The sequence below is a fragment of the Nostoc sp. LPT genome (assembly GCF_017115165.1).
In the GTDB taxonomy this organism is placed as follows: domain Bacteria; phylum Cyanobacteriota; class Cyanobacteriia; order Cyanobacteriales; family Nostocaceae; genus Nostoc.
The window spans coordinates 117,459-133,635 of record NZ_JABXKF010000005.1 but is presented as its reverse complement, the minus strand read 5'-3'; the positions used below and the strand labels follow the sequence as shown (position 1 = coordinate 133,635).

11 protein-coding genes and 1 pseudogene are annotated in these 16,177 nt (G+C 40.7%); all 12 read right to left on the bottom strand.

The window, feature by feature from the left end; genetic code table 11:
* Positions 1-26 precede the first annotated feature (26 nt).
* The 12 genes and pseudogenes from HWQ58_RS01330 to HWQ58_RS01270 all read right to left on the bottom strand — a co-directional run bounded on the left by HWQ58_RS01330 (position 27) and on the right by HWQ58_RS01270 (position 16,160).
* A complete protein-coding gene (locus HWQ58_RS01330; protein WP_292856861.1) occupies positions 27-2,471 on the bottom strand; it encodes an S-layer family protein in 2,445 nt (814 codons plus the stop codon).
* 133 nt (positions 2,472-2,604) lie between these two features.
* Positions 2,605-3,432: pseudogene (locus HWQ58_RS01325) on the bottom strand (ShlB/FhaC/HecB family hemolysin secretion/activation protein); the annotation flags it as partial.
* A gap of 1,315 nt (positions 3,433-4,747) precedes the next feature.
* On the bottom strand, positions 4,748-6,058 hold the full coding sequence (locus tag HWQ58_RS01315; RefSeq protein ID WP_292856814.1) for a DUF4910 domain-containing protein: 1,311 nt from the start codon (positions 6,056-6,058) through the stop codon (positions 4,748-4,750).
* Between the two features lie 38 nt (positions 6,059-6,096).
* Positions 6,097-6,822, bottom strand: a complete 726-nt coding sequence (locus HWQ58_RS01310; protein WP_292856812.1) for an SDR family NAD(P)-dependent oxidoreductase — start codon at positions 6,820-6,822, stop codon at positions 6,097-6,099.
* Positions 6,823-6,845: 23 nt separating this feature from the next.
* Positions 6,846-7,745, bottom strand: coding sequence for a hypothetical protein (locus HWQ58_RS01305; protein ID WP_292856810.1), 900 nt, complete (start codon positions 7,743-7,745; stop codon positions 6,846-6,848).
* A 139-nt stretch (positions 7,746-7,884) separates the two neighbouring features.
* A complete protein-coding gene (gene rfbC, locus HWQ58_RS01300; RefSeq protein WP_292856808.1) occupies positions 7,885-8,442 on the bottom strand; it encodes a dTDP-4-dehydrorhamnose 3,5-epimerase in 558 nt (185 codons plus the stop codon).
* Positions 8,443-8,481: 39 nt separating this feature from the next.
* Positions 8,482-9,135 carry a PIG-L deacetylase family protein gene (locus tag HWQ58_RS01295; RefSeq protein ID WP_292856806.1) on the bottom strand — a complete coding sequence of 218 codons (654 nt, stop codon included), beginning with the start codon at positions 9,133-9,135 and terminating at the stop codon, positions 8,482-8,484.
* Entirely contained in the window at positions 9,132-9,929 is a 798-nt protein-coding gene (locus HWQ58_RS01290; RefSeq protein WP_292856804.1) for a sugar phosphate nucleotidyltransferase, read from the bottom strand. Before HWQ58_RS01290 ends, HWQ58_RS01295 begins: the two co-directional genes overlap by 4 nt.
* A gap of 39 nt (positions 9,930-9,968) precedes the next feature.
* Positions 9,969-11,234, bottom strand: coding sequence for a class I SAM-dependent methyltransferase (locus HWQ58_RS01285; RefSeq protein ID WP_292856802.1), 1,266 nt, complete (start codon positions 11,232-11,234; stop codon positions 9,969-9,971).
* A 10-nt stretch (positions 11,235-11,244) separates the two neighbouring features.
* Positions 11,245-12,273 (bottom strand): NAD(P)-dependent oxidoreductase, encoded by a 1,029-nt coding sequence (locus HWQ58_RS01280; RefSeq protein WP_292856801.1) that lies wholly within the window; start codon positions 12,271-12,273, stop codon positions 11,245-11,247.
* A gap of 3 nt (positions 12,274-12,276) precedes the next feature.
* Entirely contained in the window at positions 12,277-14,262 is a 1,986-nt protein-coding gene (locus tag HWQ58_RS01275) for a tetratricopeptide repeat protein (protein WP_292856800.1), read from the bottom strand.
* Positions 14,263-14,285: 23 nt separating this feature from the next.
* Positions 14,286-16,160 (bottom strand): tetratricopeptide repeat protein, encoded by a 1,875-nt coding sequence (locus HWQ58_RS01270; protein WP_292856798.1) that lies wholly within the window; start codon positions 16,158-16,160, stop codon positions 14,286-14,288.
* Positions 16,161-16,177: the final 17 nt, after the last annotated feature.

Here is a 16,177-nt window from a genome sequence, read left to right as displayed (position 1 = left end):
TTTACCATTTCCAGCGTCGTGACTGACTAATTTGACACCGTAGCACAGGTTAAAGATGGTTGTACATGGGCTGGTTGAACCGCAATTAATTCAATTTTACCGTCAGCATTGCGATGCCAGGTTGTGGCTTCGACGAGAACCTTTGAGGATGCTGGAATCTGGGCATTTAGCTCACCCGTTTTGCGGTAAGCAGACAAATCTCGCACATCATCCCAGGTGCGTAGGCGTAGCCCATCGTAGACATCACTCGTCACCTGTTGATTGGGATTTTGCGGTATACCACCTCGTCCCGTTGCCACAAAGCGGCTGCCTTCATTGCCTTCACAGCCTGTAGCAATTTGCTGGGATGGATCGGTGACATTTACTGGTAGTTCGACTAAACCCGAATTTGGATCGATACCGATAGTATTAACTTGAACCGTGCCACTTACCCCAAATTGGGAACTGGCTGTAATATCACTATCAGGAGTGAGTTGGTTGCGGAACTTCAGCCCAAAGATGCCTTGAGTGGTGATTTGGATATTACCACCTCTGCCTCGCACTGCATTGGCAATAATGTCGCTGTTTTTTAAGCCAGCGATGATCGGTGCATTGATGTTTATATTACCTCCATTCCCTGAACCCATAGCTGTTGAGGTTATTAGGCTATTGTTTTGCAAAAGCAGCAGGTTTTTGGCGGACAATGTAATATTGCCACCATTACCGGATTCTGTTTGTGCCTGGATAAACCCTTGATTCTTTAATTGGATGGTATCTGCACTGATGTTAAGATTGCCACCATTTCCACTACCTTGATTGGTGACACCGACTGTCCCGCCATCCGTCAGCGTTAAGTTCGGTGTGGTAATGCTCACAGTGCCGGCATTGGCTGTTAATATATCTGGCAGACCGAATCGTTTGCGCAATGACGGATTGGGTCGGATGGTGGAGGCGTTAATGCTACTATTAGTTGCCCGACCTTGACCACTGATGACGATCGCTTCAGTAGCATTGATGCTCAAATCTCCCCCATTACCTGCAAAAAATGAGGTGGTGGCAACTGCTCCCCCATCCAGAATTTGCAATTTGGCAGTATCCAGGGTCAAGGTTTTGGCACTTCCGGTTGCAAATGTAGTTGAGCTAATGTTGCTGTAAAGTCCAGAGGGACTTTCTCCGATCACCGTGGTATTGGTGTTGCGAATTATCACTTTACCGCTAGAACCACTGCCAAAGGTAGCCGAAGATAGTGAGGCTCCGCTTGATATTAGTAAACTATTACCATTGACGAAAACATCACCAGCATTTCCAGTGCCCAGTGTAGTAGTGTTAATTGTGGTCACGTCAGCAGGATTAGTGGGTGAAAAGCCTGACAGTTCAATGGCGGTAGCATTGATGTAAATATTGCCACTGGTAGCTGCTCCAAGAGTTGTGCTATTCAACCCCGCTCCCCGATTGATGGTCAGTCTGGGAGTAATCACGCTGATATTACCACTAGCTCCGATACCCAGAGCATCACTACGCACTCCGCTCCGAATTGTGCCATCAGCTGTTTTGGCAATCAGATCGATGGACTCTGTAGCCTGAAAGCGAATGTCACCACCGGGGAGATTGCCAAAATTTTGCGCCAGTACCAGAGAGCCATCGGTGAATTGAATTTGCCTACCCTGAATTTGAACGGAACCTGCATTCACGCCGCTGATATCTAATAGCGATCGCTGTGCCAGCTGAATATCGCCAAAGCTTTGTACATCCTCATATCCCAGTGTATAGCCCTGTACGGTTGGTATCAGCTTTACCAATCCTGTACCGCTTAAACTACCCAATTCAACTCGCCCTCTTTCGGCAACCAGGTTTGCCCCATTTAGATGTAAGTCGCCACCCACTAAAGCTAACGTGTTTCCCGGCTGTACCCGCAGTTTTGTAGAACTAGGAATCTGAATCGGAGGAACCAGTGCTAGTCCACTGCGATTAATCAAAGAGTGTCCTGTGCCTTGAATGTTGATGGGTGCGGGATTGTTACCCAGTTGCAACCCAATAGGAACATTGATACTTAACAACGGGGCAGATTCAGAATTAATTACACTAAACTCAACGCCATCGGCAAATTTAATACTGCCGGCAGTTGTACCAATAAACGAACCCCCAATGTTCAGTTGAGCATTGGCTCCAAAGATTATCCCACTAGGGTTGATCAAGAAGAGACTAACAGGGTTTTTGCCGTTAATCGTCTGAATCAAGCCATCAATGTTAGAGATATTACCGCCAGTAACACGGCTAAAGATGTTAGAAATGTTGGGCGTGTTCGCTAAATCAAAAGTAGCCGAACCGCCAGTGAAAACCGAAAACTGCTGGAAACTATGAAATAAGTTACTGTTGGCGGCACTACCGTTAGTAATAGTGAAATTATTACCGCTTTGGGAGACAGTAGTATTGAGGGTGCCATCGGGAGTTACCTGGGCGTTGGCAAAGCCGCACCAAAGTGGCATTACCATCAACGGCACTATTCTACTGCACAGACCCAACCAAATGGAAGTCGTTGTCATTGCCAAGCCTTTATTTATACCTTGTATTTTAGGTTGCCCAAAAAGGTATAATCTTGAACCATTAACAAGGTGATCGCTTTCCTCAAAATGCTGAGTAACTCACTGAAAAATACAGTCCATTTTCCTGGAGCGATCGCTTTTCACCGTCCACTGAGATTAGGGGAATGCCCCAATCTAGGCGGGCCAAGAAGTCATCACCCTGTTTCCACAACAGCCCCAACCCAGTACTAACAAGGGTACTCGGTGATGAATTTTCGCCTTTGGTATTCCAGCCTTTACCTACATCAATGAAGGGTGTCAGTTGCAACACTTTGCCAATTTTGGCAGCGCGCACAATTGGCAATCGAAATTCCGCCGAAAATAACAGACCATTATCTGTGAGTAATGCGTCTTGGCGATACCCTCGTACACTTAGCTGTCCGCCAAGACCAAATTGCTCCAAAGGTACTAAGGAATCTGCTGCCAATTGGAAATCGCCCCTAGCTAAAAATAGAGTATCTGGTGCTAATTGCCGCACCCACTGCGCCTGTCCCCGCCACGCGAAAAAGCGGCTATCTGGTTCATTATCGCTGACATTAGCATCGAACCAATCTACGCCAAAACTCAATTACGATCGCGCCGCAAATACATACTGGTTGCTTCGCTGGGTATATTCTTGAAAAAAGTGCAGAACCGAAATATTGGTTTTTCCGTTCGCATCTGCACCTGGAGAGAGTCGAAACGGCCCAATGTTATCAATACCCAACTCAGTTTGGCTTGACTGGCGCGAGAACGATAGCCCCACTGCCAACTCTTGGGTTGGTTTTTGCACCAGTGGTTGCCGATAGCCCAATTCATAAGACTGGGTATTTGACTGAATATCAAGGACGCTGAATGGTTCTTCAATTACGCGGTTCCATCCTTGGTTAAATACACCCACAAAACTTGAAGTTTGGTGGTTTGCAAAACGTTGCGGACTCGCTAACGCTACGGGTAAGCAAGCTATAACAGTCCTAAATGTGAAATATTTTTCTGTTGGCAGTCAGCCCCTTCTGGTGCGTCCGCTACGCGAACGGGGAAGTCAAAAGTCAAAAGTCAAACATTTTTAATCCCCATAAATAAATTTAGGGGCAAGTAAACGGACGCCGTATTTCTCGTGCAACGCGTCTCGAAATACATTTTTTTCTCCATAAATAAATTTAGGGGCTTGTATCATGAGTCTTTTTCAGTCATTAGTCATTTGTCTTTGAATCACAAATGACGAATGACTTATGACCAAGGACGACCGTGACAAAAACTTTCCCAATCTCATTTAGGATTGCTATAGCAAGAGCATCTTAATTCTGAATTCTACCTTTTCTTTAATTAATTTGATATTTTTAATTATGCAAATGTATCAAGATGATTGCACCATATCCAAAGCAAAAGTCAGAGCGAAGATTTCCTCGGCTCTGAACTTTGTAAGAGAGTATTTTTCTTTAAATTCCCTAACTTTAGTTATGGGGATTCACTGTTAGCTGATAACTGTTAAGCAGCATATTTCAGTCACAAATTAAAATGTACTTATCCTGTTTGATTTTTTTGCAGTCTGATTCACGAGGTTTCAGAGGCTTTTTCATCTTTAGGATAAAGAGAGCGAATTAACTCTCGAATTACATCAGTTGCTGGTCTCCCCGTTGTTGAACAGTATTGTTCAAGCTTCTGTGCCTCGCCTGATGTGAGATTGATTGTAAGTCGTTTAACAGCCCATTTTTTATTCATGTACTAGACAAGGTATGTTTTTAAACTACTTCTCTAATATCAATCATCTAAACTGCTCTTACAATGGTATAAGTAAGGACATTTAGTTCAAGTAATCATGAAGTTAAATAGGATATTTTTCCAAGCAATAATGAAGAGGTGAAGTTTATTCTAGATTATAAAGTTAAGCTATTTTCCGGGCAGTAATTCTAAATAAAATGTAAAAATAACATTAAGTATATCAATACACAATAAGTATTCTCACAGAACAATTGGGGATAATAATATAGAAAAAGTTGGCTGCCCTAGCAAATAGAATTCGCGGCTACACACATCAAACCCACCTCCAGGGGTTTTCAAGCCTGGATTTTCTTTTAGACTAGCTGGTGAGCAGGACTTGCCTAATTGAGGGTTTGAGTTTAAACGCAGAGGGACACAGAGTATAGCGCAAAGGAGCGCAAAGTTTGTTTGAGTCCATTCGCTACGAACTTCAGGGTTAGCTGTACTTAGTTGGTTTTAATTGTTAATAAGTCATGTGTTGATAATGTATCGGCAGCAGATTTAATCACATCAAATGACATTCCAGACCTTTCTGAAATATCTAATAGAGTATGCTGACCGTCAGATAAATTTAAAACCCACAGGATTGCCATTTCATTTAGTCCACTATCTTTGTTACCACCAAGTGTCCGATATATTCCTCTTTTACCTAACTGGGGCTCACATTTAGGATTTTTGTTGTAGTAGATTTCGTTATTGTTGAGGATATACAACATCGAATGACATTGAAAGAATGACTCGGCAAGATATTGGGGTTGAACGAAATTTAAATCATCAGCTGAAGTATGGTATTCAGGAAAACTACCATGAGGCGATCGCATGAAGCAACCTACAGCTAAATTAAATCCAGGTGAGCAATATTGTCGCTCATCATAGCCATAGGGGAAGAAATCTATAATTTTGTGATCTTGTTTTGAGTTTTTGAGTACATAAGCAGCAACTTTATCGATTTCAGTGTCACCTCTACGGCTTTTTTTGTAGGTAAAGTTGCCTGAATCTCCTAAACAAGTTAATACTAAGCCATGTTTAATGTTATTGACTTTAGCTTCATTGAGAGCCAACCATGTAATTGAGCCAATGGTTCCAGGAATCCAAAGAAATCTATAGGAATATTTTGGTGTAGTTTGACTTAAATATTTAGCGATAAAAGTAGCGATCGCAATTCCCGAAAGATTATCATTACACAGTGAAGGATGACAGGCATGGCAAGAAATCAAGACTTCATCGGTACTGTCTCCTGGAATATAATACTCCCCATAAGTCAAATAACCTGGTTTTAGAGAAGAATCAATACATACTTCATATTCTTCATCTTCTAGTTGCAAATATTGATTGTGAGTGAGGCAAAAACCCCAACTTTCTTTGTAATATGAAGTTCGGTAAGGAATCCAATTAGGATAATCGGCAAGTGTAAATAGATGTGATTTCAGTTCTTGAAAAGATAATTTTTGATGTATGGGAATACTATAGTTAACAACGTGCAAATTTGAATTAGTAAAATCTACAATCTTTTCACCTTGAGAGTTTTTAATATAGGCATCTTTAATATTCCACTCATTAGGAACTGTCCAATCAAATACCTCAGTTCCTGTTGGCACTTCATGAACTGATAAAGGAATATACTGCTGGAGAATTTTTAAAGTTTCTCTAAAACCATTACCTGTAATACTACGGCAAATGGGATATAGCTGGAAGATGAGTTGATAAATTTCCTGAGCAATGTGATCTGAAAGTGTTGTGATCGGGTTAAGGCTCATGTCTTTGTCAGTTTCAGCTATTTTGAACTTTGAGCAAATCAGGGTTTCACGAATGGTCTGAGGCTAATATCAGTAACTTCAGCAGTTCGAGGTAAACTCAGGGCGTTAATGACTACAGCGGCCACGTCCTCTGGTTGCATAAGACGTTCAGGGTAATAGGGTTTACCCTCCATCTCGTGAATTATTGCTTGTCGAGGAGTAGCAGTACGTCCAGGAAACACGCTCATGACCCGCACTTGGTCGGCATTAACTTCTATACGGAGAGTGTCAGCGATCGCCTTGAGGGCGTGTTGAGTAGCAGCAAATAGTCCTACATTTGCTCTGGGACTCATAATTACACTGGAGTTGATAAACAAAATTTGTCCCTGACTGGATAAAAGCATGGGGAGTAAAGTTTGTGTCAAGATATAGGGCGCACGAACATTGGCCCGATAAAGCAAGTCAAAGTCTTGAACAGAACTCTTTTGAAATGTCCCCATTGAGAACATACCTGCACTTAGAATGAGCTGGTCGACCTGTTCAAAATCTCGCTCAAGACTTGTTTGTAGTTTGCTGATATCTTCATCAACCATCAAATCGATTGCATAACAAACAACTTTAGGGGAAGTTTCCTTAGCGATAGCAGCAACTATTTGTAGGGTTTCAAGGTTGCGTCCTAACAAACAAAGTTGTACACCTTGTGCCGCTAAACCCAAGGCGATCGCTCTACCGATACCGCTACTAGCTCCTGTGACAACTGCAACCTGACCTATTAAAGTTACCATGATGAGAGTACTATTGTTGCAATTCAGTTTTGGAGTAGTGTTGGTGCTGGAGTGTCATACAAAGCCACTAAAGATTCTGGAATAGAGTAGAAATCTCTGCTTCGTAAGAAGTCGCCTAAAGAAGTTCCTGTACAAGCTGAATCAATATTTGGCGCACCCTGTTGAGCTATGACATCATCAAAATGTACAGTTCTAAAGTCAATACTGAAACGGGTATAGCCTGATGTGTTGGGAATAGTTGAGTGCATCTGCGCTCCTGAAAAGAGAATCATGCCACCGACTTGTGTAATTAACCGCAATTGCGGCTCCATTTCTAAAGTTTCTTCCGCATGGGGTTGCTTGCGCGTATCTGTTTTAATGTGCTGTGCCGCATTTTTGCGACTTTCTTTAGTCCACTGAGCGTAGTTATAATCTCTTGAGCTATTCTTAACTGGTTGACTCCAGTAGCGGGGATGGAATGCCATCGTATTCTCTGAGGTAATATCGTAGACAGGAAGCCACCAGTTGATCTGGCACTGAGGAGCAGAATACCAGGTGTCACGATGAGGATGGAAAGCGTAAGCAATACCAGCAGTCAGATAGCGATCGCTAGTTGCTGTTCTCAGGCGAGGTACATCGAAATAGGTTTTGTTCAAGTCACATCCACTCTCTTTCAAGATGCTTTGAATGAGTTGTTTAGATTCAGGATGATGGATAAAAGCTGGCTTGAGTTGTGCTAAAATCTCAACGTATTTCTCTACAGGCAAACTATGTTGTGCTTCTCTCGGATCTAAAGGGGCAAATGCTTCTTTAACCATGCCACGAGCAAAATCACATAGAGCGATCGCACTGGCGCAAGGAGAAAAAACAAATATTTGTCCATTGTAGAGATGCTTGCGTCTGATTTCATCACTAAAAGTCGAATCAAAATAAATTGTATTCACTTCCCCCCCTCATCTGCTGTAACAAAGTTTGAACACAGTGTTGAGTATAAAACTCAAAATTCAATTTTTTAAATTCTGATTTTCTGTGTCTCTGTGCCTCTGCGTTATACTAATCCTATAGAAATTGTTCTTAAAAGCATTACGTCACCGCAGGCGTTACAATTTTTTTCGATTCAAATAAACTCCAAGCCCTATCTTTTTCCGAAATTTCAGTCACAGGTAGAGGCCATTCAATACCAAAAGCTGGGTCATCGTAGCGATACCCACCAGCATATTCTGGTGCATATAAATCACCCATTTGATACATCACCTCCGTCTCATCGCTCAGAGTTTGAAAACCGTGAGCACACCTATCTGGGATATAGAGAGCAAGACGATTTTCAGCAGTCAACTCTATACCAATATGAGATAAATAGCTAGGAGATTCTGGACGCAAATCGATAATTACATCATAAATAGCTCCCCTGATACAACGCACCAATTTTGTTTCCTGAGAAGGAGGCATTTGATAATGCATACCCCGCAACGTTCCTTTTTTATAGTTAAAAGATAAATTGCATTGGGCAATAGTAGATTTTAAACCACGATCTTGAAATTCCTGAGTACAGAAACTCCGAGCAAAAAAGCCCCGAATATCTTGATGCAACTCTAAATCAACAATAAATGCTTCTTTTATTTTAGTTTCAGTAAATATCATAAATTTGTAAACTTGAGAGAAAATTCAAATTCTAATTTTTCAGAAAACTATTTTTCGACAGTAAAATGCTTCAGCATATTTACTCGGTGAATTTGATTCAATTCCGCGAATTCTGAGAATTGAACGAAAAGTCTCTTCTGTAAACCACTGCTTATTATTCTGGGTAGGGAACGCATCCAAAATATATTGAATTTTTCGACAGCAGAGTGTTTCATTTAAATGGACAAAGAAATTAGGAATACCCAAATCACCATCATATTTGGGTATTTCATATTCCAAAATTAAATGATTTCTAAAGGTATTCCAAGTAAAGTCAGAAATTAAGCGATGATCTTGATGGCGATCGTCTCGATGATGAGTAAAGATTATATCTGGTGAAAATTCTTGCTTCAACTGTTCAAAGCATTCCTTCACCTCTATCCCTTGAAAAGGTAGAAAGCCATCTCGAAAATTTTTAATGATAATTTTCTTGACTGGGATTTCTTTTAAGAAGAGACTAGCGCTTGTGGTTGCTTCCTCTGCTCTTTGCTCATTGGAACTAAAGACAACCCAATAGATAACAACATCTTGGTAATTCTCTATCAGCTTTAAGATTGTGCCTCCACAACCAATCTCGATATCATCACAATGAGAACCGAGACAAAGGATTTTGTACTCAGATTCTTCTATCTTATTCAAACTAAGTTGGATCATACATGGTCGACTTGTACTTGTTCATCTCCCCAAACTTCCCAAGGTCTTTTGCCTTGAGCATACATATCATCCAACTGTTGTTTCTCTTTAAACGTATCCATTACTCCGAAAAAGCCAGTGTATTTATATGCAAAAAGTTCTTCTTTGGCAATCAATCTTTGAAAAGGCTCAAGGACAAGTTCTTCACCATAATTTATATAGTTAAAAATATCTTTTTTAAAGATAAAATATCCTCCATTAATCCAAATATCACATTGTTTTACATCTTGGATATTTTTTACCAACCCATCCTCTTTCATGTCAACTAAGTGAAAAGTTTGGCTCGGTCTGACACATAAAAAACTACCGATTTTATCACGCTGATGAAAATTATTAATATACGTTGGTAAATGTAAGTCTGTCAAACCATCACTATAATTAGCTAAAAATACTTCTTCTCCTTCTAGATACTTTTCTACTGCTTTGAATCTTTGACCAATGTTGGCAGTTAAGCCTGTATCTACAAATGTAATATTCCAATCTTGAATATCTCGATTAAACAACTGAATTTGGCTACCGTTAGAAAGGGTAAAGTTATTTGAAAGCCATTCATTGTAATTCAAAAAATAGCTTTTAATTAGGTCAGACTTGTAACCAAGACATAAGATAAAATCTTTGTGTCCATAGTGAGCATAGTATTTCATGACATGCCATAATATTGGTCTATAACCAATATTCACCATTGGCTTAGGAATACTTTCTGAATATTCTCTCATTCTGGCTCCTAAACCACCACAAAATAAAACTACTTTCATCTCAATTACCCCTTGTTGACGATCAAAAATATTAAATACTTAAGAGTAGACATTAACTTCAGGAATTGGTACAACAAATTGACCTCCCCAATCCCGAATGTAAGCTATTTGTTTCATAATTTCATTTTTCAGATTCCAGGGCAAAATTAGTATATAGTCAGGCTTTGTTTCGGCAATTTTATCTGGATGAAAAATCGGAATATGAGTTCCTGGTAAAAATTGACCCTGTTTATAAGGGTTACGGTCTACTGTATAGTCAAGAAAATCTGTGCGGATACCGCAATAGTTTAAGAGAGTATTTCCCTTACCGGGAGCACCGTAACCAACAATCGATTTTCCCTCTCGCTTAACTTCGATCAAAAAATCTAATAAGTTGCGTTTCGTTTCTTTAACTTGTTCTCCAAAAGAAAAATAGTATTCTAATTGCGTAAAACCAGCTGCTTCTTCTCTATTTTTCAGTTCTGATACTTGGTCAGTAATAGGTTTAGAAGAATCTTCATTATGGCGGGCATAAATTCTCAAAGAACCACCATGAGTAGTTAATTCTTCTACATCAAAAATTGTCAAACCGTGAGCAGCAAAAATCTTGTCTACAGTCAGAAAGGAAAAATAAGAGAAATGCTCATGGTAAATAGTATCAAACTGATTTTCCTCGATTAACCGCATCAAGTGTGGAAATTCCATAGTAATTACACCATGCGGTTTGAGAATAATTTTCATTCCTTTGACAAAATCATTGAGATATGGTGTGTGAGCAAGGACATTATTTCCGAGTAATAAATCTGCCTGTTTGCCCTTAGCAACCTGTTCTTTTGCTGTCTCCTGACCAAAAAATTTGACAACTGTAGGAATACCTTTTTTAATTGCTACCTCAGCAACATTTGCTGCTGGCTCTATTCCCAGCGCTGGGATGCTTTTGGCAACAAAGTATTGCAGTAAGTAGCCATCATTACTAGCAATTTCTATTACTTGACTTTCCTGGTTTAATTGGAAACGTTCTACTACCAAATCAACATATTTTTGAGCGTGTTGTAACCAGCTATCAGAGTATGAAGAAAAATAAGCATAGTCACTAAAAATATTTTCTGGGCTAATGTATTCTTGGAGTTGAACTAAAAAACACTTCTCACAAACATAGACATGCAGAGGATAAAATGGCTCTAATTCATTGAGTTGTTTGAGACTGCGATAACTTTCGCAGGGAGGAGACATACCTAAATCTACGAAGGTATGGTGTAAGCCTGTCCCACAGAACAGACAGTTACCAGTTATTGGTTGATTATTTGTTGATTTTAGTAAATTCATAACTTATATTTTAAACAGTCTGCCAAAATAAATCTCGATTGATTTGCTGAGTGCGAATGAGATATTCCAGTTGTTTCAGACGAGTAAAGCCTCTAAATTCAAATGTTTCTCGATCCATATCAATTTGCTGGAAGACATTATAGAGTTGTTGGGCACCGCGCTGGGCATCCCATTCACATTTGAATCCTGGTAAATTTTGGTTAATTTTATGAAATAAAACCCGATAGCTGCGGTTGTCAGGATCATGTTTACCAAAGCTCAATTTACAATCTGTAAAAACTTCTGCAACTATTTGAGCAATTTGTTTGACTTGATAGTTGCTATTTGTATCACCGACATTGAAAATTTGGTTGTGAATTACATCACGCGGAGCTTCTAAGGTACAGATAATTGCTTTGCAGATATCTAACAGATGCACTAAGGGACGCCAAGGTGTACCGTCGCTGTTCATCTTGATTTCTTTAATTGTCCATGCCCAACCTGCTAGATTGTTTAAGACGATATCAAAGCGCATTCTCCCAGAGGCGCCATAGGCTGTGGCATTTCGGAGAAAGGTGGGAGAGAAGCTATCATCAGCAAGGAGTTTCACATCCTGTTCGACAAGTGCTTTGCATTTGGCATAAGCTGTTTGGGGATTGATGGTAGACTCTTCGCTAACGTAGTCTTCAGTGGCAAAACCATAGACGCTACATGATGATGTATAGACAAAGCGTTGGATTCGGGCTGCTTTCGCCAGCTTCGCTAAATGTACTGAGCCTTTGTGGTTGATATCGTAGGTGATATCAGGGGCTAACTGACCTAAAGGGTCGTTGGAGAGTTCTGCCATGTGAACTATTGCTTCTACGCCTTGCAGGTCTTCTGTTGTAATGTGACGGATGTCTTTGTTGAGGGTTTTGGCAGTTACCTTGGTGCCGTTATATAGCCAACCTACTTTATAAAAGCCAGTATCCAACCCAATAACTTCATGACCTTGTTGGATTAAGAGGGGAGCTAATAACGAGCCGATATAACCTTCAGTTCCAGTTACAAGTATTTTCATATCCTATGGTGCGATCGCAGTTTGTGGGGATTTTAATTCAGTAGGAATATTGTCTGGAATATTTTCTCCAGGAACAGCAAGCAACTTGGCAGCAATCTCATCTCTGAGGGGAGCGGCTTCATCTTGAGTCAACCAGGCAAATAACTTTGCTACCGCTTCAGGAGACCGATCGATTTTTAGAGCCTCTTGGAGCATACGCAAAGCACCAGTCAGATTACCAGCTTTGAGAGGAATGATTACCCTCCTTTTTAGAATATATTCAAAGTTATAGCTACGGGCTTTTGCTGTAATCTCTGTACAAAAATCAGTAGGAAGATAACTCTCTGTAATCTCGATGGCACGGCGAAGAAATACTGCGTGATTTCCTGTCAAAAAAAGCTTATTCGACATTTTGTTAGTGTACCAACTCGTATCTACGCGATAACAAGCCAAAATTTCTGGTTCATACCAACAATCATAAAAAGTAGCAATCCGTTTACACAGTTCCCACCCGTTAAGATCGCTCAACTCAGAACAATATCCCCCTAGTCTTTCATAGGTTTGCCGACGAACAACTATTGCCGAGGGTCTCAACGGATTTGTCACTACAATCTGTGACAGCCAATCTTGAATAATACCTCTGTCTTCTCCATACCAGTAAAAAATATCCCCTTTGGAAAGAAACACCCCTTTTTCGTCAATATTATCAAAACCTGTGAAAGCTGCTCCAACAGAATCCGAACAATCTTCCAGACTCTGCTTGAGTTGGGAATAAAAACCAGGGAGAACATAATCATCATCGTGAAGTATGTGAATCCATTGCCCTCGACTGAGTGTAATACCTGTGTTATGGTTTCCTACTAACCCAATATTTTGCGAATTACGGTAGTAGCTTACTATACCTCTGCCAATAGCATTCACTAGATCGAAGAGTGGCGGCGTACTGGCATTGTCCATTACTAAAATTTCCATCTCCTCTTCGCCAGTCCATTGTGCTAAAACACTAGCTAGACATTCGAGAAGATAGTCAGTACGTTGATATGCAAGAATCACCACACTCCAGAATGGCCTCTTCTTTTCACTAGCTGCAACTGCTGGAATCTTGGGAAACTTATAGTTTCTCACAATTACCTCTCCTTGAGGAAGTTCCGGTGTAATCGGTACTTCCTCAGCTTTTTCGGTTCCTGGTTCAGCTATAAATGCTTTGAGGTACTGGGGATTGGTGAGCTTCAACCCTTGTTGATAGGCAGCGATTGCCTCTGGTAATTTGTTTTGGTCTTGGTAAATTTTGCCTAATTTGAAGTAAATTTCTCCGTTGTGAGGATTCAGTTCCAATATTTTTTGATAAGAGATTATTGCCTCTTCAAAATCACCTTGTTCTTGAAGCGCAACTCCCAAGTTATAGTGAGCATCTAGTAAATCAGGCTGTAAAGCGATCGCAGCTCGATAGAAAGCCACAGCAGTTTTCAAATCTCCTGCTTGTTTCCGGGCAACACCCAACTGGTGATTCAATTGAGCATAGTAGATTTGTTGTTCTTTTGAAAGCTGGCCTTGGGCGTGGAGTGCATTACCCAAATTTGCCTCGGCTTCTGTAAAGTCTGGCTTCAACTCTAAGGCTTTTTGATAGTAGTTAATTGCTTCATCAAATAGTCCTTGTTGTTGCAGAGCAAAGCCCAAGTTGTTGTAAATTGGTAGTGAGTCCGGTCGTAGAGCTAAAGCTTGACGATAAGCGATCGCTCCTTGTGAGAACTGCTCTTGAGCCAAAGACAAATTACCTAAACTAAACCAAGCTTTAACAGAATCTGGTTGCACTTGAACGGCAGCACTCAAAAACTGCTCTGCCACCGCCAACTGACCGTTTTGCTGCGCCAGCATACCTAATGCGTATAAAGCCTCAGGGTGGTCTGGTTGTTCTGCCAGTATCTGACGATAACTCTGTTCAGCCTGGGCTAAACGATTGGCACGATGATGCTGCACAGCAAGTTGGAGGTTTGAAGAAATGGTGTTCATATCAGTTTTTGAAAAGAGCAGCATTAAGAAGGTGATAAAATATGGGTGTTTATAAGGGTTTCAACCGTTTTCCGATATTCCTTTGCAAATTTTTCTCTGGTGTGATTAGCTCTAGCAAACTCCCATGCCTTATGGGACATTTGCTTAAGTTGTAAAGCAGGAAGGTTAGCAATTTTCCGTACTGAATCTTTGATTTCTTCAATGGAAGAATTTTTGAGTATCACACCGAACTGGCTCTCCACATCCACACTTGCTTCGTAGCTAACAATTGGAATTAGCCCAGCGTGCATACAAGTAATCACACTGCCACCACCACCTTCTGAACAAGAAGGATAAACTAGCCCAATACAAGTGTTTGTAAGGTTTATAAACTCTGGACTGCTAATATCAATCCAACCATAAGTATGAATATTGGGAGTTTGATAAAGTTCTTGATCAAAAGCCTGCTCGAACTCCTTCTCTTGTTTTACCGGGCCACAAACAGTGAGATGGTACTCTGGCATATCTACAAAAGCATCTAAAACTAAGTCTAGCCCCTTATGCACCATTCCAGCTCCACCAAACCAAAGAAATCGCTTTCGGCAAGCTTCAAAATCTTTCGATTCTGACCAGGGATAAACCACTGGTGTCGAAATGGGAATGCGATAGATTGGTTTATTTGCATATCGATAGGTATTGACGGTGAATTCGTTGCCGAGAACAGTAGCACAATCAGCATCTTCAATACCTAGATTAGACATTTCGTGCTTTTGATGATTCAAGGTGATGCCTTTGCGCTGTTGTAGCGCTAGAAACCGATTAGCTGCTGCTGCATTCTGGAATAAAATATGAGCAGTATTTATATGAAATATTTTTATACAGTCTTCGTTAAGTAGTGGTGTTAGCCTTGCAAGATTCCAGCGGATATCAATGAAAAACGAGTAGTGTTTTTGAGGAATAAATCCTACATTTCTATGGCTAATAACATCAACGCAATAGCCAAGCTCTAAAAATGTTGTAGCGATCTGAAACGACTCCCAGTACTCGGTGTGATTATGGGGGATAGATTGACCAGTCTTTAATAGAAACGGATTAATAATGTATGAGAGAAGTACGTTACCTCGGCTATTTTTTTCTGGCTTGAGTGATATGACTCCTAGTTCGCTATGCAGCTGATGGTAAGATTGAGTCATTTTCAGGAGTTGTTGATTAATTGATTCTGTGTAGCTCGAATTGAGTTCCAGAACTTTTTGATAACAATCACTTGCCTTGTCTAACTCGCCTTGTTCTTGAAGAGCAGTTCCTAAGTTATAATGCACATCTACCAAGTCAGGCTGCATAGCGATCGCCTGCCGATAATAACTAACAGCAATCGTCAAATCATTTGCTTGTCTGCGGGCAATGCCCAACTCATTGTTTAATACTGCATAGTGGGCTTGTTGTTCTGTTGAAAGTTTCCCTTGGATGTATAGTACATTGCCTAAATTCACATCGGCTTCAGTGCAGTTGGGCTGCAACTCCAGGGATTTTTGATAACAGGCGATCGCCTCGTCAAGCTTACCTTGTTGTTGGAGGGTATAGCCCAGGTTATTGTAAATAGGAGCTGCGTCTGGCAGAATGGCTAAGGCTTGCTGATAAGCATTTACTGCTTCAGGTAAGCGTCCTTGAGCTTGATGGAGATTGCCTAAATTGAACCAAGCCTTGAATAAATCTGGTTGGGCTTGAAGAGCTACCTTAAACAACTTCTCAGCAGATTGATTCTGACCCCTTTGCTGCGCTAGCAAACCTAATCCGTATAAAGCCTCAGGGTGGTCTGGCTGGTTTTCCAAAATTTCACGGTATACCTGCTCAGCTGCGTTTAAGTGATTAGCTCGATGATATTGCTTTGCCAGTTCGAGGGCTTCAGTAAGCATTGCCATATAAATTCTCTTTTGTT

Bases quoted from the DNA above. Each gene is read 5' to 3' on its own strand.
- HWQ58_RS01330 (WP_292856861.1), bottom strand. From the start codon at position 2,471: ATGGTAATGCCACTTTGGTGCGGCTTTGCCAACGCCCAGGTAACTCCC.
- HWQ58_RS01315 (WP_292856814.1), bottom strand. From the start codon at position 6,058: ATGAGCCTTAACCCGATCACAACACTTTCAGATCACATTGCTCAGGAA.
- HWQ58_RS01310 (WP_292856812.1), bottom strand. From the start codon at position 6,822: ATGGTAACTTTAATAGGTCAGGTTGCAGTTGTCACAGGAGCTAGTAGC.
- rfbC (WP_292856808.1), bottom strand. From the start codon at position 8,442: ATGATATTTACTGAAACTAAAATAAAAGAAGCATTTATTGTTGATTTA.
- HWQ58_RS01295 (WP_292856806.1), bottom strand. From the start codon at position 9,135: ATGATCCAACTTAGTTTGAATAAGATAGAAGAATCTGAGTACAAAATC.
- HWQ58_RS01290 (WP_292856804.1), bottom strand. From the start codon at position 9,929: ATGAAAGTAGTTTTATTTTGTGGTGGTTTAGGAGCCAGAATGAGAGAA.
- HWQ58_RS01285 (WP_292856802.1), bottom strand. From the start codon at position 11,234: ATGAATTTACTAAAATCAACAAATAATCAACCAATAACTGGTAACTGT.
- HWQ58_RS01280 (WP_292856801.1), bottom strand. From the start codon at position 12,273: ATGAAAATACTTGTAACTGGAACTGAAGGTTATATCGGCTCGTTATTA.
- HWQ58_RS01275 (WP_292856800.1), bottom strand. From the start codon at position 14,262: ATGAACACCATTTCTTCAAACCTCCAACTTGCTGTGCAGCATCATCGT.
- HWQ58_RS01270 (WP_292856798.1), bottom strand. From the start codon at position 16,160: ATGGCAATGCTTACTGAAGCCCTCGAACTGGCAAAGCAATATCATCGA.